This is a genomic window from Wenzhouxiangella limi (assembly GCF_010499265.1).
Classification (GTDB): Bacteria; Pseudomonadota; Gammaproteobacteria; order Xanthomonadales; family Wenzhouxiangellaceae; genus Wenzhouxiangella; species Wenzhouxiangella limi.
Genome location: NZ_JAAGSC010000031.1, coordinates 188,049 through 207,996, shown reverse-complemented (window position 1 = coordinate 207,996; position 19,948 = coordinate 188,049). Strand labels below are relative to the sequence as shown.

Genomic DNA, 19,948 nt, shown 5'->3' with positions numbered 1-19,948 from the left:
CGCAATCAGTCGCCCCGCCCGCTGCGCCAGATCGAAATCAGCAGCCAGACCCCGCCCAAAGCGGCGCCAATGAAGCCGACCAGGCCGAACAGCGGCAAACCGAAGGCTTCACGGTCGCTCTGGACATTCAGGACGATGGCCGATCCGATGATCAGCGCGGCCGTGACCACGCCCAGCGTCAGCCGGCTGGCCGCCCGATCGAGGCGGTAGCCGACCTCCTTGAGCGACTGGATATCGAGCTGGATCTCGATCCGGCCGCGCCGGGCCGCACGCATCAGCCGGCTCAGGTCGGCCGGCAGGGCGCCCAGAATCTTCATCGTCTCGGCCATGCTGTGCCGCATCCTGCGCGCCACGTTGATCGGTGAATAGTGTTTCCTGAGCACGTCCTCGATGATCGGCGCAGCTTCACCGGCCATGTCGAAATCCGGGTCCAGCGATCGGCCCATGCCCTCCATGGTGATGAAGGCCTTGAGCATCAGCACCAGATCGGCCGGCAGCATGAGCCGGTGGTTGCGCAGCACGCCGGTGATCTCGCCAATCATCTCGCCCATGTCAAGATTCTCCAGCGGCACGCCGTGGTAATGCTCGATGAACTCGACGATATCGGCGCGCAAGGCGTCGCTGACCGCATCATGGCTCTCGCTCCAGTCGATCAGCGTAGTCGCCACCAGCTCGGCCTCGCGCGACACCAGACCGTGGAGCAGTTCAGCGACCTCCTGACGACGATCCTCCGAAAGCCGTCCCACCATGCCGAAATCCATCAGACCGATGCGACTTTCAGGCAGGTATTTGACATTGCCCGGATGCGGGTCGGCATGGAAAAAGCCGTGCTCGAGAATCATTTGCAGGATGATGCGAGTGCCGGCGCTGGCAATGGCGTGCCGGTCCAGACCGGCGGCCTTGACCGCCTCGAGATTGCTGCCGGAAATTCCATCCAGCCAGCCTTGAACGTTCAGGCGTTCACCGCTCCATTCCCAGAAGACCTCGGGTACGACCAGTTCCTCATCGTCGGCGAAATCTCGCCCGATGCGCTCGGCGTTGCGGCACTCGGCGGCAAAATCCAGCTCCCTTCTCAGCGAGCTGGAGAACTGCCTGACCAGCAGGCGCGGATGATAACGCTCCAGCTCATCGGTCTCGCTCTCAACGATCTCGGCCAGCCGCTGCAGCAGGCGCAGATCCGCCTGGACCACCGGCCGGATCCCGGGGCGCCGCACTTTCAGGACGACTTCTGTCCCGTCTTCGAGCCGGGCCCGATGCACCTGGGCCAGGGACGCGGCCGCCAGCGGCTCCGGATCCACCCAGGCAAATACCTCTTCCGGCGGCGCACCCAGATCTTCGCGCAGCTGGGCATGGATTTCTTCCCAATCGACGGCGGGCGCATGATCCTGCAGCTTGCGAAACTCGTTGAGCCATTCCGGCCCGAACAGATCCACGCGGGTCGCCAGCAATTGTCCGAGCTTGACGAACGTGGGCCCCAGCTCCTCGAGGATGCGGCGGACACGCTCCGGCGGCTGCAGGCGGGCCAGTTCCTCGGCCTTTTTCCAGTGCAGGGCCCTGCCGGCACTCTCGAGCGCGCCGGCCATGCCAATGCGCCGTACCAGATCGCCGAACCCGTAGCGAACCAGCACCGAGGCAATGTCTTGTACCCGGCCCAGATCGCGGGCGGCATTGAGCGCCTGCCAGAGCATCAGCGCCGGCCCTCGCTGGCAGTTGCGGTCGAATCAGTGGCCATATCTGTGCTCCCGAAAATCGTTCCTGAATGGTAACGCTTCGCCCCGATGGCGCGGCACGAGCCGTTATCATGCCCGATATGCTCGACAGAGCGCATCGCGCGCGGAGTATTGCCCATGCCCAAGCCGGTCTTCCTTGTGCCGCTTGCCGCAATCGTCTTGTTGCTGGCCGGCTGTGCCGCCACGCCGCCGCGTCAGCAGGATAATCTCTGCAGCATTTTCCGCGAGCAACCTGGATGGTATGACGATGCGAAGGCTTCCGAGCGGCGCTGGGGTACACCGATCCCGGTCCAGATGGCCTTCGTTCAGCAGGAGTCTTCGTTCCGGGCCAGGGCACGGCCCGAGCGAAAGCGTATTCTCGGTATCTTCCCCGGCCCTCGCCCCTCCAGCGCAAAAGGCTATGCCCAGGCGCAGGACCCGGCCTGGCAAGACTACCAGCGCGCGACCGGCCGACGCTTTGCCAGTCGCACGGACATGGCTGACGCGCTGGATTTCATCGGTTGGTACAACGACGTCTCCCAGCGGCGGCTGGGCCTGGGCAAAACCGACGCCTTCCATTTATACCTGGCCTATCACGACGGCCATACCGGATTCCAGCGCGGCGGCTGGCGCAACAACGCCCAGCTGCAGGCCGTCGCCCGCCGGGTTGCGCAGCGCGCCAGCGACTACAGCCGCCAGCTCCCCGCCTGCGAAGAGCGGCTGCGCTGCCGCCGCTGGTATCAGTTCTGGCCCTTCTGCCGGTAGGGCACGATGGCAATGTAGACCGCGCCCGCCAGCGCGCCCGCCAGGCACAACAGTGAAACCCCCAGTGCACTTCGGGCCGCCGCGATCACGGTCACCGGCAGCATGGCATCCATCACCAGCAAAGCGGTCAGCACGGCAGCCAGACCGGCGAGCGGAAACAGGACCGCGTGCCAGCGCGGTCGGTAATGCGCCAGCCATCCGGCTACCGGAAAGGCAATCAGCAAGCCCAAGGCCATGATGACCGCCCACAGGGGCGCGAAGTGCACCAGGTCGTAGGCGTACAAGGCCAGGCGATCGCGCAAGGCCACCGGTGCATGGATTCGTGCGATGGCGGCAAGCGTGAAATGCGACTGGACCAGACTGCCGGCCACCGTGGCGACCAGCACCGCCGTCAGCCATCCGATCAGGATTCTCACCATGGATGCCGCCTCCGCGACCCGTCAGATAACGCTGCGATGGTATCTTACCGACGAAGCTTCATGAGGGAACTTCGAGGCATGTCCCTTTCCCGTCTCCTGTGGATGAGCTGGCTGCTGATTGCCCTGCCGGCAGCCGCCGGGTCGCTGCGCGTCGAAACCGTCGTCAGCGGGCTTGAACACCCGTGGGCGCTGGTCTTTCTCGACCGCGACCGCATGCTCGTCAGCGAGCGCGCCGGCCGCCTTCGTCTGGTGGTCAATGGCGAACTGCTCGATGAAGCCATTGCCGGAGTTCCCGACAGCTTCGTTCGCGCCCAGGGCGGCCTCCAGGATCTGGTGCTGCATCCCCGCTTTGCCGAGAACGGCTGGATCTATCTGAGTCTCGCCCACGGCAAGGCCGACGCCAACTCGACACGGGTCGTGCGCGGACGCCTGCGGGATCAAACCTGGATCGATAACGAGGTGATATTTACCGCTTCTCCCCTCAAAGACACCCCCGTGCACTACGGCGCGCGAATGGCATTTTTGCCCGACGAGACCCTGTTGATCAGCGTCGGCGACGGCTTTGACTACCGCGAACAGGCCCAGCGACTGGACAGTCACCTCGGCAAGATTGTTCGGATCAGCGATCGCGGTGGGACACCTCCCGACAATCCATTCATAGGACAGCCGGACGCACGACCGGAAATTTTCAGCTACGGTCACCGCAACGTGCAGGGCATCGTGCTTGATCGTGATTCCGGCCGTATCTGGGCGCATGAACACGGTCCGCGAGGCGGCGACGAGCTCAACCTGATCCGGGCCGGCGCCAATTTCGGCTGGCCAGTGGTCACAACCGGCGTGGATTATTCAGGCGCTCGCGTTTCGCCCTATACCTCGCTTCCCGGCATGGTCGATCCATTGCTCGAATGGACTCCCTCCATCGCGCCGGCCGGCCTCGCTCTGTATCGCGGCGATGTGTTCCCGGACTGGCGCGGCGATCTGCTTATCGCCAGCCTGGCCGAGCGCAGCCTGCGCCGAGTGCGCCTGTCCGGCGACCGCGTCGAGGGTGAAGAGATCCTGGCGCTGGGCATGGACAAACGTCTGCGCGATGTCCAGGTGGGACCCGACGGTGCTGTCTACCTGCTCACCGATGAACCGGACGGGGCCGTGCTGCGGGTCACGCCGGCTGCCGACACCACGGCGACAGCGCCGGGCCGGGGTTCGGCATGGTGATTCGGGCACGCCTGGCCCGCATCCTGGTCTGGGCGCTGGCGCTGGTGCCGGTGGTGTTTTTCCTGGCCGGGCTGCGACCGGCGGATTTCGACGACGTGCCGGGGCTGCTCAACGTACTCGGCAGGCTGACCGGCGTGCTGGGTCTGGCCTTCCTGCTGCTGTCGGCCGCCTTGAGCGCGCGCGTGCCGGGTTTCGACCTGCCCTTCGGCGGCCTGACCCGCCTGTGGAACACACACCATCTGCTGGGTGCATCGGCCCTGGTGCTGCTGCTCTTGCACCCGCTGTTGCTGGCCTTCTCGGCGCAGGGCTATGGCCAGGGCCTGGCCTTCGAGACCCTGTTTCCGCCGCTGTCCGACCTGGCGACCTGGGGCGGCTGGCTGGCGCTGCTGCTGATGATGACGTTTCTGGCGCCGAGCTTCAGCTTCTTCGGACCACCGGACTACGAGCGCTGGAAGCGGGTTCACGATCTCGCGCCCTTTGCCGTGATTCTGGCCCTCGCCCATACTTTCCTGTTCAGCCGTACCATGCCGGCGCATCTGGACATTGTGGTGTGGGCCGGCTTTGCCCTGCTCGCGGTGGGCGCGGTGCTGTGGCGGTTTGTCTTTTCACGCCGCGTCGGGCGCTTGCCCTACGCCGTGGTCCAGGTCGACCGACCCGCCAACAACGTGATCGAACTCACGCTGGAGCCCAAACGTCGCGGCTTGCGCTACCGCGCCGGCAACTTCGTTTACATGACGCCGTTTGACAGTGAACTCGAGGCCGGCTGCGGCGAGGAACACCCCTACACGCTGTCCTCGTCACCGCGCGAACCCAATCTGCGCATCGCGATCAAGGACCTGGGCAACGCCAGCCGGGCGCTGCAGTCCATCCAGTGCGGCTCGCGCGTCACGGTGGAAGGTCCCTACGGGCGCTTCTTCAAAAATCCCGACGATGTCCCGATCCCGGAACTCTGGATTTCCGGGGGGATCGGCGTGACCCCGTTCCTGGCCCGCATGCGTCACCTCGATCGGCTCGACCAGGGTGGCGATATCCGCTTCATCTATTGCGTCCAGGATGAAGCGCGCGCGCTGTACCTGGAGGAACTGCGCGCGCTGGCCGGGACCATCCCCGGCTTCGGGCTGATCCCGCATTACTTTTACCGCCAGGGACCACTGTCGGCCGCCTTCTTGCGCGAGCATTGCGGCGACATCGAGCAGCGCGAGGTCTATATCTGCGGGCCGCAACCGCTCAACCGCCTTGCGCAGAGCCATTTGCGCGCGCTGGGCGTGGACCGCTGGAGCATTCATACCGAAGAGTTCGAATTGCTGTGAAGAAATTCATCTTTGCCGTCTTCATTGCGTTCTGGGCCAGCGTCGGGACCGTCGCCGTGCTCCAGGTGCTCACGCCGGAACCGCCCACCGGCGACGATCCAGACTCTCCTGCAGTCTTCGACTTGGGCGAGGTTGCCGAGCACGATTCGCTGGACGATTGCTGGATGGTCATCGAAGGCAAGGTCTACGACTTCACCGACTATGTCGGACAGCACCCGGCGCCGCCGTCGGTACTCGAGCCCTGGTGCGGAAAGCAAGCGACCGAGGGTATGCGCACCAAGGGCATCGGCCGCGATCACAGCCCGGCGGCCTGGGCCATGCTCGACGACTATCGCATCGGCAAGCTGGCCGACGACTGAAGTTTCAGGCAATCGCCAGCGGCTGCCGGGCCAGCGGCATGGTCATGCAGCGGCAGCCCCCACCGCCGCGGCTGAGCTCGGCGCCATCGATGGTGACCACCACGCGCTCTTGCGGGCTCAGCGAGCGACCACCACCAGTGATCTCCCCGGCCCGGGCGACGTTGAAATCGGCCCGCGTCAGTGCTTCCAGCGTCCGCTCGTTATGGGCATAGCCGAGAATCCGTCCGGGCCCGAAGGCAAAGAAATTGGCGCCGCTGGCCCACTGCTCGCGCTGCTGCTCGAACTCGTCCTCGCCCCCACAGCTGATCGGCGACAGGTCCACCCCCAGCGCCCGCAGCGCCGGCAGAACCCCGTCGAATTCACGGATTTCGGCGCGATCGGCATCGTCAAATCGACAGTGAAAGGCGCGCGACCGATGCTGCCCGGTGATCAGCGGCGGAAAGACCACGCACTTGTCGCGATCGACCATGGTAAAGATCATGTCCAGGTGAATCGTCGCCCGGGTTTTGGGAATCTCGACGACGATGAAGTTGCGGACCGGGCCGCGCGCCGCGATCGCGCGCATCAGCTGATCGACGCCCGAAACCGAGGTACGTTCGCTGTAGCCGATCACGACCAGGTCGCGACGAATCACCAACAGATCACCGCCCTCGATGGTGACCTCGGAATCGCGCAGCTCGGTGCCGTCGAAATAGAAACCGTCGCTGCAAATCTCGGGGTGGTACTTGAAGACCGCCTTGAGCAGCAGCGCTTCGGCCATCCGCGCCTTGTAGGCCATCGACCCGATGATGACCTTGTCGTTAAGGCACATGGTCGCATCGCGGGTAAAGAAAGTATTGGGCAACGGAGGAATCGCGTAACGAGAGGGATCGAGGTACTTTTCAAGACTGACCGCGCGCTTCGGCGTACCCTCGATCAGCCGGGAAGCCAGCTGGGCTGATTCGTACTCGATAAGCTCATCGATGAGCTCGGGGCAGTGGTAAAGCTGGCATAAGCCGTTGACCAGCGCACCGCGCACCTGATCGACTTCCAGCACCTCGGACAGCAGATCCTTCAACTCCAGCACCTGGGCAAACTGCTCGAGCACCCCGGTCAGCTGGCGATGCTCGGCCAGCGCCAGGCGCAGGCTAAGGATGTCGTCGTACAACACCTCGGAGGCCGTATCCGGCGTCATGTTCTCCATCTCCCGCCCCGGGGTGTGCACAACGACGGTCTGCAGGGAACCAATTTCAGAGTCAAGGCCGATTTGGATGGTCATGGGATCATCTGCAAGGTGTATTGATTGAGCCAGATGCCGTCAGGGTACCTGCCCGCCCCCCGACAAACTTCAAGTCAGCGGCGCGACGCCATCTTCTGGACAATGAGCATACCGCCAATCCACGCCGATTGTGGCTGTTTCGGATGCCAAAAAAGCAAAAGTCCTGACCGAAATCAGGACTTTGCTACATACTTGATCAGGAAGAAACGGAGTCGACTCATCGTCTCCGCTGGCAGCTAACCCTAGTAGCGCCACTCCAGGGACAACTGACCGTTCAGCGGTGCTCCAACGCTGGCCTGGTGCGTGGAGTGCGAGTAGGGGAAATACAGCGTGTCCGTCAGGTTTTCGATGTTGAGCTGGATACTGAGCGTTTCAGACACATCATAGTAGGCGGCCGCATCGACTCGGGTGTAGCTGGGCAAGACGGCCGTATTGGAATTATTGATGAAGCTTTCGTCCTGATAAGTCAGGCCAACGCCGACGCCAAACCGCTCGGTGACTTCGTAGGCGCTCCAGATCGAGAAGGTATTCTCCGGCAGCTCCCTAGGCCGAAGCCCGGTGTTACCCTGACGGTTGACCTGCTCGCCATCCAGATAGCTGTAACCGGCCGAGATGAACCAGCGGTCGGTGACCTCGCCTTTAAGCTGGAGTTCAAACCCGGAAATCTCGGAATCAATGACGTCCAGCGTCTCAGGGTTATCGTCGGCCACCTGGGGCGAACTCTGCTCGATTTCAAACAGCGCGGCTGTCAGGCTGAGGCCAACGCCGAAGTCCCACTTGACGCCCACCTCGCGATTGCTGAAAGTGTCAGGGTCGAGCTGGTTATTGGCACCGTTGATATTGTCAAACTGCTCACCGCTTCTGGGCAGGAACGATTCGCTGTAGCTGGCGTACAGGGAGATCTCTTCGAACGGCTTGAAAATCAGGCCACCGCGCGGTGAGATTTCTTCATCCTTGCGCGTGCGACGCTCGTTGGCGGGCACGTTGAAGACATCAATATCAAAGCTGTCGTAGCGCGCGCCAATGATCAGGTCCAGGTGATCAGTGATTTGAATCTCGTCCTGAATATAGGCCGAGAAGACGTCGATCCCGACCCGGGTATCGTCGTTGATATCGGCCGTAAAGCTGTTGGCAGTCGGTTGCCCGAAGGCGTTAATGCCGCGGCCGTTGAACAGATCCAGCGGTCGCGTGATGTCAAACATCTCGGTATCAGCCTGGGTGGTATTCCAGAACGCGTTGAAGCGGTCCTGGTCGGACGATGTATCGATATACTCCACCCCGCCAATCACCGTATGCTCCATGCTTCCGACGAAGAACTCACCGATAAGATTGCCTGAAAGAATCAGATTCTGACGGTCGGTCGTATCCACGTAACCGTCCAGGGTTACCACGTCCGGGCTGTTGACCTGGTCATAACCCGAGGCATAGAAGTTCTGGTAGAGCTTGTCGTAGTCACCGTAAAAGGCGCTGAAATTACCCTTCAGATTCTCGGAAAACTCATGCTGAAGGGCAGCCCGGAACAAGTGCGCCTCGAGCGCAGACGTGTTTAGCTCAGGATCGGCAAACACAATATCCTTGAACTCTTCCACGGGGCGACCGTCACTGCCCGTGGGAATCCCGCGATCGATAAACCGTTCATGGTCCATATACTCGTAGGAAACATCGAGGATCGAACGGTCGGACAGCTCGAAGCGTGCGGTGGGATTGAAGCCGATGCGCTCGCCGTCGTAGAAGTCCCGGTGGTTGTCCAGCACCTCGTACATGGCGTTGACACGGACCGCCGCGTTCTCTCCCGTGCCGAGATTGCCATCGATTTCAAAGGCAAAACCACCGAAGGAGTTGAAGCGAGTTCGCGTGCTGGCGAAACCATCATCCACCACGGCCTTCTTGGTCACCCGGTTCAACACGCCGCCGGTGCCACCCCGACCGAACAGAAGCGCGTTGGGGCCACGAAGGATTTCCACCTGCTCCAGGTTATAAATCGGACGGTAGTACCAGACATCGTCACGCATCCCGTCAATGAAGAAATCGGCTGTGGAACGCACGCCGCGAAAAACCACCGCATCGCGATGACCCTCACCTTGGGAGTTATTGACCCCCGGGGTGTACTCGATGATGTCGGAAATGCTGTCAAAGCCTCGCTGGGTCAGTTCTTCACCGGTGAAGATCGTCAGGCTTTGCGGCACATCGATAATCGGCGTTGGGGTACGCAGGGCGTTGACCTGATCCGAATATAAAACCCTGCCAACCACATTGACTCGGTCCATCTCCTCCGACTCATTCTCTGTGCTGGCTTCGGCGTCTCCGGTCAGCTGATCGCCTGCAGCCTGCCCGTAAACGAGATTCGCATTGAGGAGCATTGCTCCGGCGCAGCCGATAGACAATAGGAACTTCTGGTTCATTGGGAAACAACTGATAGGTGAAGGTTGCGCAAAGATAATAAGAATGCGACTGATTGTCAATAAGATTGTAGTTTTTTTTACATAGCCTTCACTATTGTTCTGAAGAACAATGCTGTTACGTCCGAGCTTTGCGGGAGAGATTGATTACCAGACCCTGGGGAAGCTGTGGTGCCCGGAGCCGGACTCGAACCGGCATGACCTTGCGGTCGAGGGATTTTAAGTCCCTTGCGTCTACCAATTTCGCCATCCGGGCGGCGCTGACGTTCATGATAATCGACGCGGGCCGAACGCTGGGACCAGGGATGCGCGGGCGGGATAAACAATGGAGGCTAGGCCCGGAATCGAACCGAGGTAAACGGCTTTGCAGGCCGCTGCATAACCACTCTGCCACCTAGCCTGAGGCGCTTCAAACAGCCTGGACAGTATACCCGAAGAGGCCGGAAACGACAGGGCCCCGACGACTGCCGGGGCCCTTGTCAGAAAACGCTGGAGCGGGAAACGAGACTCGAACTCGCGACCCCAACCTTGGCAAGGTTGTGCTCTACCAACTGAGCTATTCCCGCGTCAGAACCGAGCATTGTAGGGACTTCACTGCGCCTGTCAAGTAGCTCGGGCGGATTTTCCGCACAACCGCCACGAGCCTGGGCGTCCGGTAAGCCGATCGGTGACAATAGCGCTGCCCTGACTCTTTGCATTAGCGCCTGGAGACACGCTGTCCGTGGCCCAAGACTCGCCGACGATCCTACACTCCACCGAACCCGTTGTCAGCATCGTCGTGCCCACGCTCAACGAGGCCGACAACATTGACCGCCTGCTGGAGGGCATCCGCACGGCCATGGCCGGCCTCCAGCCTTACGAAGTCCTGATCGTGGACGACGCCTCGCGCGACGGCACCGCCCAGCGCGCCCTGGCCTGGCAGGATCGCATGAACGTTCGCGTCATCGAGCGCCAGGCTCCGCCGGATCTGTCGGGTGCAGTGCTCGACGGCGCCCGGGCAGCACGTGCCGCCTGGGTGGTAGTGATGGACGCCGACGGCTCGCACCCGCCCGATCGCCTGCCGGCCTTGCTGGAGCCGCTCCTGGCGGGCACGCATGACGTCACCATCGGCTCGCGCCACGCTGAGGGCGGGCTGACCGAAGGCTGGCCCTGGCAGCGGCACCTGACCTCCGGGGTCGCCACGCTGCTGGCGTGGCCGTTCACCGAAGTTCGCGACCCGATGGCCGGGTTCTTCGCCACTACGCGCGAGCGCCTGCTGGATCTCAAGAACCAGACCGCCGGCTACAAGATCCTCCTCGAATTGCTGGTTCAGGGGGGGGACCGGATCCGCACGCTGGAGGTGCCGATCCACTTCGAAGATCGCCGACACGGCCAGTCCAAGCTCGGCCTGAACCAGCAACTCACCTACCTGAAACGGCTGGCCTGGCTGGCCGGCGGCCGAGTGTCGCTGGGCAGTGCCTCGAAATTCGGACTGGTCGGGCTGGCCGGCATGGTCGTCGACCTGCTGCTCTTCCAGCTGATGATCGGCAGCGGATCCGGGCTGGGGCCGGCCCATGTCGCCAGTTTCGTGGTGGCCACGGTGGTCAATTTCTTTCTCAACCACGGTTGGACCTTCCGCGGCCAGGCCCAGGCGAGCATGCCCCTGGGCCAACGCTACGCGCGCTTTTTCATTGTTGCGGTCATGGCGTTGATGATCCGCGGCGGAGTTCTGGTGCTGCTGGTTGACGTGTTCGGGTTGTCGGCCATGGCAGCGATCGTGCCCGCGATCCTGGTCACTGCCGGGGTCAACTACCTGGGCTCGGCCTTTTACGTGTTTGCCTCGACCGCTTCGGGCGTCATCCCGCGGGTGCGCTGGCACCTGGCAGCGCTGGGCTTGCTGGCCTACATGCTCGTCCTTCGCGTGCTCTACATGGGCCAGGTCGATCTGATTCCGGACGAGATGTATTACTGGATGTATGCCCAGAATCTGGCCCTGTCCTACCTGGATCATCCGCCGCTGACCGGCTGGATCATCGCCGCGGGCACCGCACTGGCCGGTGATACGGTTTTCGGGGTCCGTCTGTTCCTGCTGCCGCTGACGCTGGTCGCCGCCTGGTACTTTTACCGCTACGGGGCGACCATGGGCGGCAAGACCACGGGACTGCTTTGCCTGCTCGCCTTCACGGTGCTGCCCTTCTTTGCCGTCGCCGGCATCCTGATGACCCCCGACGCGCCGATGATCGCCGCCTGGGCAGCCGCGCTTTACTATTTCAAGCGCAGCCTGGTCGATGGAGAGCAAACCGCGTTCCTTGGCCTGGGTCTGGCCATGGGCCTGGGCCTGCTGGCGAAATACACGATTGTTCTGCTGGCGCCGGCCGCGCTGGTGTTCATGTTGATCGACCATCAGGCACGGCGCTGGTTTTTCCGGCCGCAGCCATACCTGGCCGCGCTGCTGGCCACGCTGATATTTCTGCCTGTCGTGGTCTGGAACTGGCAGAACGACTGGGCTTCGTTCGTGTTTCAGAGCACCCGGCGCCTGGTCGAGAATCCCGACTTTTCCAGCCATCTGGTGGTGCTCTATGCACTCGCCCTGCTCTCGCCCGTGGTTGCCGTGGCAGGATTTCTTTGCTTCGGCAGCATCCGTAAAACCATCCAGCCCGAGCAGCGCAAACGCCGTTTCATGCTGGTCATGACAGCGGTGCCGCTGGCAGTATTTACTGCCTATGGTGCGTTCTCGGTGATCAAGTTCCACTGGACGCTGCCGCCCTGGATTGCCATGCTGCCGCTGATCATGAACGCCCTGGCGTGGCCCATCTGGCCCGAGCGACGGCCGGTCGGCCGCCTGCACGGCCTGCTCATCCGCGCCTGGTCACCGACGGTGGTCGGCCTGGTGCTCGCCTACGGATTACTGCTGCATTTCCTGACTCTGGGCCTGCCCGGGCTGAAAACCACGGATTTCGGTACCGGTTACCTGGGCTGGCCAGAAATTGCGGCCGAACTGAACGAGCTCGAACACCAGGTTGCCGTGGCTGCCGGCAAACCGCCGCTGCTGGCGGCAGCCAGCAAATGGGGCGGCGCCGCCGCCCTCGCCTTCCACCATCCCGACGGCCGCCACAACCACATTACCGGCCAGAATCTGATCGGCATGAGCGGATCGATGTGGGAGTACTGGTTTGATCGCGACACGGACCCCGAGCGCCCCGTGATCCTGTACAACACCCGGTCGCGTCTGATCAACGAGGCATGGCTGGAGCGGGCACTGATTGGACTTGGACCGCTCCGGGAGAAGCCGGTGTACCGCGACGGGCAGGTCATCCAGACCCTCTATTACCGGATCGCGGAGGGATTTCGGCCGGAACAGGTGCGTTATCCCGACCGAATCCCCGAATAAGAAGCGGCACAGGCCGCTTTTTCTGGCACAATAACGCGGCCTTAACGACCTCAGGAGACTTCATGGCAAAAGACGACCAGCTTGAAATGGAAGGCAAGGTACTCGATACCCTGCCCAACACCATGTTCCGGGTAGAACTGGACAACGGCCACATCATCACCGCCCATATTTCGGGGCGCATGCGCAAGCACTACATCCGTATTCTTACCGGCGACCGGGTCAAGGTCGAGATGACGCCGTACGATCTGAGCAAAGGGCGGATCACTTACCGCATGAAATAGCCCCCGCACACCGGTCAGCAGGGTCGCCCCTGCCCAACCGGCATGCAGCAGTCTTCAACCGTCTTCTTCGGCAGCCGCCTCCGGGCACGGCTCGGCGGTCTGTACTTCCAGCTCCAGGCCTTCGCCGTCGGGCTTGAGGTCAACCTTCACTTCACCACCCAGATCCGATAGCGGGCCGAACAGCAGTTCGTCGGCCAGCGGCCGCTTGATGTGATCCTGAATCACGCGTTTCATGGGTCTTGCACCCATCTGCTCGTCGAAGCCGTGCTCGGCCAGCCACTCGCGCGCCGGGCCGCTGACGTCCAGCCCCACGCCCTTGTCGGCGAGCTGGTTTTCCAGGTCCATCAGGAACTTGTCGACGACCTTGAGGATGATCTCCAGCGGCAGCGAACGGAACTGAATGACCGCATCCAGGCGGTTGCGGAATTCCGGCGTGAACTGCCGCCGGATGGCTTCCATGCCGTCGGAACTGTGGTCGGACTGGGTAAACCCGATGCCGCGACGGTTGACCAGTGCAGCGCCGGCGTTGGTCGTCATCACCAGGATCACGTTGCGGAAATCGGCCGAGCGTCCGTTGGCGTCGGTCAGCTTGCCGTGATCCATGATCTGCAGCAGCAGGTTGTAGACATCCGGATGCGCTTTTTCGATTTCATCGAGCAGCAGCACGGCGTGCGGCGTCTGAGTCACGGCTTCGGTCAACAGACCGCCGCGGTCGAATCCGACGTAGCCCGGCGGGGCGCCCACCAGCCGCGAGACGGTATGCGCCTCCATGTACTCCGACATGTCGAAGCGGATCAACTCGATGCCCATGGTCAGCGCCAGCTGGCGGGTGACCTCGGTCTTGCCGACACCGGTGGGGCCGGCGAACAGGAAGCTGCCGATCGGCCGATCGGAATCGCCCAGGCCTGATCGCGACATCTTGATGGCGGCCGACAGCGTCGTAATCGCCTCGTCCTGACCGAACACCACCATTTTCAGGTCGCGCTCGAGCGTTTTGAGCGCATCCCGATCCGAGCGCGAGACCTGTCTCGGCGGAATCCGCGCCATTCGGGCGACCACGTCCTCGATGGCTTCCACGGTAATCACCTCGGCCCGCTCCTCGGCCGGCTTGAGACGCTCGCGCGCGCCCGCCTCGTCGATCACGTCGATCGCCTTGTCGGGCAGGTGGCGATCATTGATGTGTCGGGCCGACAGTCGGGCTGCCGCATCCAGCGCCTCGATCGCGTAGGTGACGCCGTGGTGTTCTTCGAACCGGTGCTTGAGGCCGTTGAGAATCTCGACCGTCTCGCCCACCGAGGGTTCGACGATATCGATCTTCTGGAAGCGCCGGGCCAGCGCCCGGTCCTTTTCAAACACGCCGCGGTATTCCTCGAAAGTCGTCGAGCCGATGCAGCGTAGTTCACCATTGGCCAGCACCGGCTTGATCAGATTCGACGCGTCCATCACACCGCCGGAGGCCGCGCCGGCGCCGATGATGGTATGAATTTCATCGATGAACAGCACCGACTTCGGGCGCTCCTTGAGCTCGGCCAGCACGGCCTTGAGCCGCTTCTCGAAATCACCGCGGTACTTGGTGCCCGCCAGCAGCGAGCCCAGATCCAGCGCCCAGATCTCGGCATCCAGCAATATTTCCGGGACTTCCTCTTCCACGATCCGGCGGGCAAGCCCTTCGGCCAGCGCGGTCTTGCCGACCCCCGACTCGCCGACGTAGAGCGGATTGTTCTTGCGCCGACGGCACAGGATCTGGATGGTGCGCTCGACTTCCAGGGCGCGTCCGATCAGCGGGTCGATCCGGTCAGCCCGGGCACGCTCGTTGAGGTTGGTGGCATAGGACGCCAGGGCGGACTTGTCCTGTTCCTCGCCGCGCCCGGCCTGGGCGGCCGACTCGGCCGCCGCGTCCGGCGCACTCGCCGCTTCGCCCTTGGCGATGCCGTGGGAAATGAAATTGACGACGTCCAGGCGCGCCAGGTCCTGCTTGCCCATCAGGTAAACGGCGTGCGAATCCTTTTCGCCAAAAATGGCGACCAGCACATTGGCGCCCAGCACCTCCTTGCGCTCTGCCGACTGCACGTGATAGAGCGCGCGCTGCAGAACGCGCTGGAAGCCGACCGTGGGCTGGGTGTCGCGCTGATCGCCGGCCGACAGCACCGGAATGGTCTCTTCGAGCACCTGGTCGAGTTCGTAGCCCAGCCGCCGCATGTCAACGCCGCAGGCGTCGAATACCTCACGCGCCGAGGGGTTGTCCAGCAACGCCAGCAGCAGATGTTCCACGGTCAGGAATTCATGGCGCTTGCTGCGGGCCGTGTTGTAGGCCTGGGAAATGGAAAGTTCAAGATCCTTGCTGAACATGATGACTACGCCTTTTAGGTCGGGGCGGATTTCGGACTAGTTTTCGGATTCTTCCAGCGTACACTGCAGCGGATGCTCGTGTTCACGCGCGCATTCGTTCACCAGGATGACCTTGGTTTCTGCGATTTCATAGGTATAGACGCCCGCCACGCCGCGTCCGCGCGTGTGGACATGCAGCATGATGCTGGTCGCCTTGTCGTGGGAGAGCCCGAAGAAGCGCTTGAGCACTTCGATCACAAACTCCATCGGCGTGTAGTCGTCATTGAGAATGACGACCTTGTACAACGGGGGTTTGCGCAGCTTCGGCCGCGCCTCGTCCAGCGCTAGGCCGGCTCCCTCGGAGCCGGATTCATGGTTTTCTTCTTCACTCATGATCTGCCGCGGCAGGGGTTGAAAACATGGACTCCATACTGCGGCAGGTGGGGTGAATTTTCAAGCAAGCTCAATCCTCGTCGAACTGCTCTTCCTCGGTCGAACCCGTCAGCGCGCCAAGCGAGGACTGACCCGAACTGATGGCCTGGGTCAGCTGGTCAAAATACCCGGTACCGACCTCGCGCTGGTGACGCGTGGCGGTGTAGCCCTGGTCTTCGGCGGCAAACTCGGCTTCCTGCAGCTCCACGTAGGCCTCCATCTGGCGGGCCTTGTAGCCGCGCGCGAGCTGGAACATGGAGTGATTGAGGGCGTGAAAACCGGCCAGGGTGATGAACTGGAACTTGTAGCCCATGGCGCCGAGTTCGCGCTGGAAGCGGGCGATATCGGTTTCCGACAGGTTCTTTTTCCAGTTGAAGCTGGGCGAGCAGTTGTAGGCCAGCATCTGGTCCGGATATTCAGCCCGAATGGCCTCGGCGAAGGCCTTGGCCTGCTCCAGGCTCGGCGTCGAGGTCTCGCACCAGACCAGGTCGGCGTAGGGGGCATAGGCCAGGCCACGCGAAATCGCCTGCTCCAGGCCCTGATTGACGCGGTAAAACCCTTCGACCGTGCGGTCCCCGGTCAGGAATTCATGGTCGCGGGGGTCGATGTCGGAGGTCAGCAGGTTGGCGCCCATGGCGTCGGTGCGGGCCACGATGATGGTTGGCGCATTGCAGATGTCGGCGGCCAGCCGCGCGGCGACCAGTTTCTGCACGGCCTCCTGCGTTGGCACCAGCACCTTCCCGCCCATGTGGCCACACTTTTTGGCAGAGGCCAGCTGGTCTTCGAAATGAACGCCGGCTGCGCCCGCCTCGATCATGCCTTTCATCAGTTCGTGGGCGTTGAGAACGCCGCCGAAGCCGGCCTCGGCATCGGCCACGATGGGCGCGAACCAGTCGATGTCGCCCTTGCCTTCGCTACTCTGAATCTGGTCGGCGCGCTGGAAGGTGTTATTGATCCGCTTGACCACCGCGGGCACCGAATCAGCCGGGTAGAGCGACTGGTCGGGATACATCTGCCCGGCCAGGTTGGCGTCGGCGGCGACCTGCCAGCCGGACAGGTAAATGGCCTTCAGGCCGGCACGGACCTGCTGCATCGCCTGATTGCCGGTCAGCGCACCCAACGCGTTGACATAATCTTCCTCGTGCATCAGTCGCCAGAGTTTTTCGGCCCCCATGCGCGCCAGCGTGTATTCGATCGTCACGCTGCCTCGCAGGCGCATCACTTCGGCCGCGTCGTACGGCCGCTCTACGCCTTTCCAGCGCGGGTTTTCCAGCCATTCCTTTTCCATGGCGATGATGCTGTTGACGTCCGTCATCGGTTTGGTGCTCCCATTAGCAGTTGCGGTATTGAGTAGAAGGTTTCAGTCCAGCCGGTCGTAGCCCGGCAGCGTCAGAAACGGTATGAATTCATCGTTTTCGGTGACCTCGGTGATCAGGTCCGCGGCGGCCTGGAACTGTCCTGCCGAAAAGACCTGATCCCCCACATCTTCACGGATCCGTTCCAGTTCCTCGGCCTGCCAGCCACGCACCAGCGGCAGGTCGATATCGCGCCCGTCATCAAGCCGGCCGGCCGGATGCCGGATCCACTGCCAGACCTGGGCGCGGGCGATTTCCGCGGTTGCCGCATCTTCCATCAGATGATTGATGGGCACACACCCCTGACCGTCCAGCCAGGACGCCATGTAGCGAATGGCGACGTTCAGATTGCCGCGCAAGCCGGCCTCGGTAATACTGCCGGTACAGGGAGCAACGAGTTCATCGGCGCTCACCTGCACGTCCTCGCGTTTGACGGCAAGCTGGTTCGGACCGTCCAGGTGTCGGTCGAAAATCTCCATGGCAACGGGAATCAGCCCCGGGTGCGCAACCCAGGTGCCGTCGTGACCGTTGCCGGCCTCGCGTTCCTTGTCTTCGCGAACTTTCTGGAGTGCCGCCTCGTTGGCCGCCTCATCGCCCTTGATCGGAATCTGCGCCGCCATGCCGCCCATGGCGAATGCACCCCGGCGATGGCAGGTCTTGATCAGCAACTGCGAGTAGGCGCTCAGGAAAGGCACCTTCATGGTGACCTGAGCACGATCAGGAAGCACTTTATCAGAATGTTTCTGGAAGCACTTGATATAACTGAAAATATAATCCCATCGGCCGCAGTTAAGACCGACGATCCGGCTCTTGAGTGCGTGCAGGATTTCGTCCATCTGGAATACCGCGGGCAGGGTTTCGATCAGCACCGTGACCTTGATCGTGCCCGGCTCGATCTGCAGCGCTTTTTCAATATCGGTCAGCACCGACTCCCACAGTTCAGCCTCGCGCCAGTGCTCAAGCTTGGGCAGGTACAGGTAGGGACCGCTGCCCTGCTGCAACAGCGCCTGGGCGTTGTTAAACAGGTAAACCGCCGCGTCGAAGATGCCACCAGCAATCGGCCGGCCGTCCACCAGCACGTGCTTCTCATCCAGATGCCAGCCGCGCGGTCGGACGATCAGCACCGCCGGGTCCTGCTTGAGCTCGTAGTGCTTGCCGTCGGCCTGGGTCAGGCTGATGGTGCGCCGAACGGCATCGAACAGGTTGACCTGTCCGTCGACCATGTTGCCCCAGGTCGGGGTCGATGAATCCTCAAAGTCAGCCATGAAAACCCGCGCGCCCGAATTGAGCGCGTTGATGATCATCTTTCGGTCCACGGGGCCGGTGATTTCCACCCGGCGATCGCGCAGGTCTGCAGGAATCGGCGCCACCGTCCAGTCATCCTCGCGTAGTGACGCCGTGGACGGATCGAAATCGGGGCTTTCTCCGGCGTTGAAACGTTGCTGACGCTGCTCGCGTTGCTCAAGCAAGGCATCGACACGGGGCCGATAACGCCGGCCGAGCTCACCGAGCAGGTTCAGCATGGCCTGAGAAAACAGCGGCCGGGCGGCCTCGGGCAGAGACGCGACCAGTTCGACTTCGGGGGCATCAGCGCGCAGGCTGTCGGAAGGATGTTGCTGTGAAGACTGGTTCATAAAGCCCCCTTCGCGGGCGTATGGCTGACAGCGGGAGCCTAGAGGGGGCACCAGTATTTGGCAAATTAAATCTTTTGATTTAAATTATCCAATTTACCAATACAAAAAAGTCGCCGTGTATAAAGGCAACTTGCTCAAGCACCTGCGCGCCTTCATTCAGACTGCCCGTTCCGGCAGCGTCTCGTCGGCGGCCGAAACCCTGTTTCTCAGCCAGCCTTCGGTCAGCCAGCAAATCCGTGCCCTGGAAGATGAACTCGGCCAGACGCTGTTCAGCCGCCACGGCCCGCGTCTCCAGTTGACTCCGGCCGGCAAGGCGCTTCTGGAAATGGCGCGACCGCTGGTCAACCGCATCGACGCCCTGCCCGACGAGTTCGCCCGTCGCTATGGCTCGCTGGAAAGCGGCGAGGTCCGTATCGCAGCCGGCGAATCCACCATCATGCACTTGCTGCCCTCGCTGATGATGCGGTTCCGGCGCCAACATCCCGGCATATACGTTCATCTGCACAACGTCACGGGCGCCAACGGGCTGGGCATGATCCGCGAGGACCGGGTCGATTTTGCCGTCGGCTCGATGCTCGACGTACCGGCCGATATCGATTATCAGCCGATCTATCACTTCAATCCGGTCCTGATCATGAGCCCGGACCATCCGCTGGCGCGTCGCCGCGAGATCCGGCTGGCCGACATCAGTCCGCATGGGCTGATCCTGCCGCCGCGCCGACTGACGACGTTCCAGATGGTCGACATGGTGTTTCGCAAGCACCGACTGCCATTCCGCGTGGCTCTGGAAGTCGGCGGATGGGAGGTCATCAAGCGCTATGTCGCCCAGGGCATGGGCATTTCCATCGTCACCAGCATCTGTATCACTGACGCCGACCGCCAGCGGCTGCTGATCCGCGACATGAGCGAGTTCTTTCCGCGTCGTTCCTACGGGGTGGTGATGCGTCGCGGCGCCTACCTCTCACCGCAGGCAGAGCGGTTCATCGACCTGATGAGTCCGGAGCTGTTTTCGTACGAGGCGGAAAAGGAGCCGCCGCAAATCGAGGGGGATGACCGGGGATAAGGAACTTGCAACCAGGGGTTTGTTCGAGAGTATGGAATCTCACTCATTTATCTG

Annotated in this window: 15 protein-coding genes and 3 tRNA genes; 7 read left to right on the top strand and 11 right to left on the bottom strand. The window is 62.4% G+C overall.

What is annotated here, in order from left to right; genetic code table 11:
- Positions 1 to 5 precede the first annotated feature (5 nt).
- Complete coding sequence (locus G3I74_RS02580; RefSeq protein WP_164209994.1) at positions 6 to 1,688, bottom strand: ABC1 kinase family protein; 1,683 nt, start codon at positions 1,686 to 1,688, stop codon at positions 6 to 8.
- A 159-nt stretch (positions 1,689 to 1,847) separates the two neighbouring features.
- Here G3I74_RS02580 and G3I74_RS02575 point away from each other — a divergent pair, with 159 nt between their 5' ends.
- Positions 1,848 to 2,474, top strand: a complete 627-nt coding sequence (locus tag G3I74_RS02575) for a transglycosylase SLT domain-containing protein (protein ID WP_164209991.1) — start codon at positions 1,848 to 1,850, stop codon at positions 2,472 to 2,474.
- Here the strand turns inward: G3I74_RS02575 and G3I74_RS02570 are convergent.
- A complete protein-coding gene (locus G3I74_RS02570) occupies positions 2,450 to 2,893 on the bottom strand; it encodes a hypothetical protein (protein ID WP_164209989.1) in 444 nt (147 codons plus the stop codon). The two genes, G3I74_RS02575 and G3I74_RS02570, sit on opposite strands and share 25 nt — an antisense overlap.
- Positions 2,894 to 2,971: 78 nt before the next feature.
- On the opposite strand from G3I74_RS02570, the gene G3I74_RS02565 reads away from it, so the two are divergent.
- The 3 genes from G3I74_RS02565 to G3I74_RS15815 are packed head-to-tail and all read left to right on the top strand — an operon-like array spanning position 2,972 to position 5,774.
- A complete protein-coding gene (locus G3I74_RS02565) occupies positions 2,972 to 4,105 on the top strand; it encodes a PQQ-dependent sugar dehydrogenase (RefSeq protein WP_164209987.1) in 1,134 nt (377 codons plus the stop codon).
- Entirely contained in the window at positions 4,099 to 5,415 is a 1,317-nt protein-coding gene (locus G3I74_RS02560) for a ferredoxin reductase family protein (RefSeq protein WP_164209984.1), read from the top strand. Before G3I74_RS02565 ends, G3I74_RS02560 begins: the two co-directional genes overlap by 7 nt.
- Positions 5,412 to 5,774 carry a cytochrome b5 domain-containing protein gene (locus G3I74_RS15815; RefSeq protein ID WP_338063044.1) on the top strand — a complete coding sequence of 121 codons (363 nt, stop codon included), beginning with the start codon at positions 5,412 to 5,414 and terminating at the stop codon, positions 5,772 to 5,774. The genes G3I74_RS02560 and G3I74_RS15815 overlap by 4 nt, the downstream gene beginning before the upstream one ends.
- Before the next feature lie 4 nt (positions 5,775 to 5,778).
- On the opposite strand, the gene G3I74_RS02550 is transcribed toward G3I74_RS15815, so the two are convergent.
- The 5 genes from G3I74_RS02550 to G3I74_RS02530 form a co-directional block, all read right to left on the bottom strand.
- Complete coding sequence (locus G3I74_RS02550) at positions 5,779 to 7,032, bottom strand: arginine deiminase (RefSeq protein WP_164209982.1); 1,254 nt, start codon at positions 7,030 to 7,032, stop codon at positions 5,779 to 5,781.
- Positions 7,033 to 7,274: 242 nt separating this feature from the next.
- A complete protein-coding gene (locus G3I74_RS02545) occupies positions 7,275 to 9,434 on the bottom strand; it encodes a TonB-dependent receptor (RefSeq protein ID WP_203594467.1) in 2,160 nt (719 codons plus the stop codon).
- 166 nt (positions 9,435 to 9,600) lie between these two features.
- A tRNA-Leu gene (locus G3I74_RS02540) sits at positions 9,601 to 9,687 on the bottom strand.
- 70 nt (positions 9,688 to 9,757) lie between these two features.
- Positions 9,758 to 9,831: transfer RNA gene (locus G3I74_RS02535), tRNA-Cys, on the bottom strand.
- A gap of 90 nt (positions 9,832 to 9,921) precedes the next feature.
- Positions 9,922 to 9,997: transfer RNA gene (locus G3I74_RS02530), tRNA-Gly, on the bottom strand.
- A 155-nt stretch (positions 9,998 to 10,152) separates the two neighbouring features.
- On the opposite strand from G3I74_RS02530, the gene G3I74_RS02525 reads away from it, so the two are divergent.
- Positions 10,153 to 12,801, top strand: a complete 2,649-nt coding sequence (locus G3I74_RS02525) for a glycosyltransferase family 39 protein (RefSeq protein WP_164209980.1) — start codon at positions 10,153 to 10,155, stop codon at positions 12,799 to 12,801.
- A gap of 62 nt (positions 12,802 to 12,863) precedes the next feature.
- Positions 12,864 to 13,082, top strand: a complete 219-nt coding sequence (infA, locus tag G3I74_RS02520; protein ID WP_164209977.1) for a translation initiation factor IF-1 — start codon at positions 12,864 to 12,866, stop codon at positions 13,080 to 13,082.
- A gap of 54 nt (positions 13,083 to 13,136) precedes the next feature.
- Here the strand turns inward: infA and clpA are convergent, their stop codons facing one another.
- The 4 genes from clpA to aceB form a co-directional block, all read right to left on the bottom strand.
- Positions 13,137 to 15,431, bottom strand: coding sequence for an ATP-dependent Clp protease ATP-binding subunit ClpA (gene clpA / locus G3I74_RS02515; protein WP_164209975.1), 2,295 nt, complete (start codon positions 15,429 to 15,431; stop codon positions 13,137 to 13,139).
- A 36-nt stretch (positions 15,432 to 15,467) separates the two neighbouring features.
- Complete coding sequence (clpS, locus tag G3I74_RS02510) at positions 15,468 to 15,803, bottom strand: ATP-dependent Clp protease adapter ClpS (protein ID WP_164209973.1); 336 nt, start codon at positions 15,801 to 15,803, stop codon at positions 15,468 to 15,470.
- Positions 15,804 to 15,873: 70 nt separating this feature from the next.
- Complete coding sequence (gene aceA, locus G3I74_RS02505) at positions 15,874 to 17,157, bottom strand: isocitrate lyase (RefSeq protein ID WP_164209971.1); 1,284 nt, start codon at positions 17,155 to 17,157, stop codon at positions 15,874 to 15,876.
- A gap of 45 nt (positions 17,158 to 17,202) precedes the next feature.
- Positions 17,203 to 18,831, bottom strand: a complete 1,629-nt coding sequence (aceB, locus tag G3I74_RS02500; RefSeq protein WP_164209968.1) for a malate synthase A — start codon at positions 18,829 to 18,831, stop codon at positions 17,203 to 17,205.
- A 115-nt stretch (positions 18,832 to 18,946) separates the two neighbouring features.
- On the opposite strand from aceB, the gene G3I74_RS02495 reads away from it, so the two are divergent.
- Entirely contained in the window at positions 18,947 to 19,894 is a 948-nt protein-coding gene (locus G3I74_RS02495; protein ID WP_164209966.1) for a LysR substrate-binding domain-containing protein, read from the top strand.
- The last annotated feature ends 54 nt before the right edge of the window (positions 19,895 to 19,948 follow it).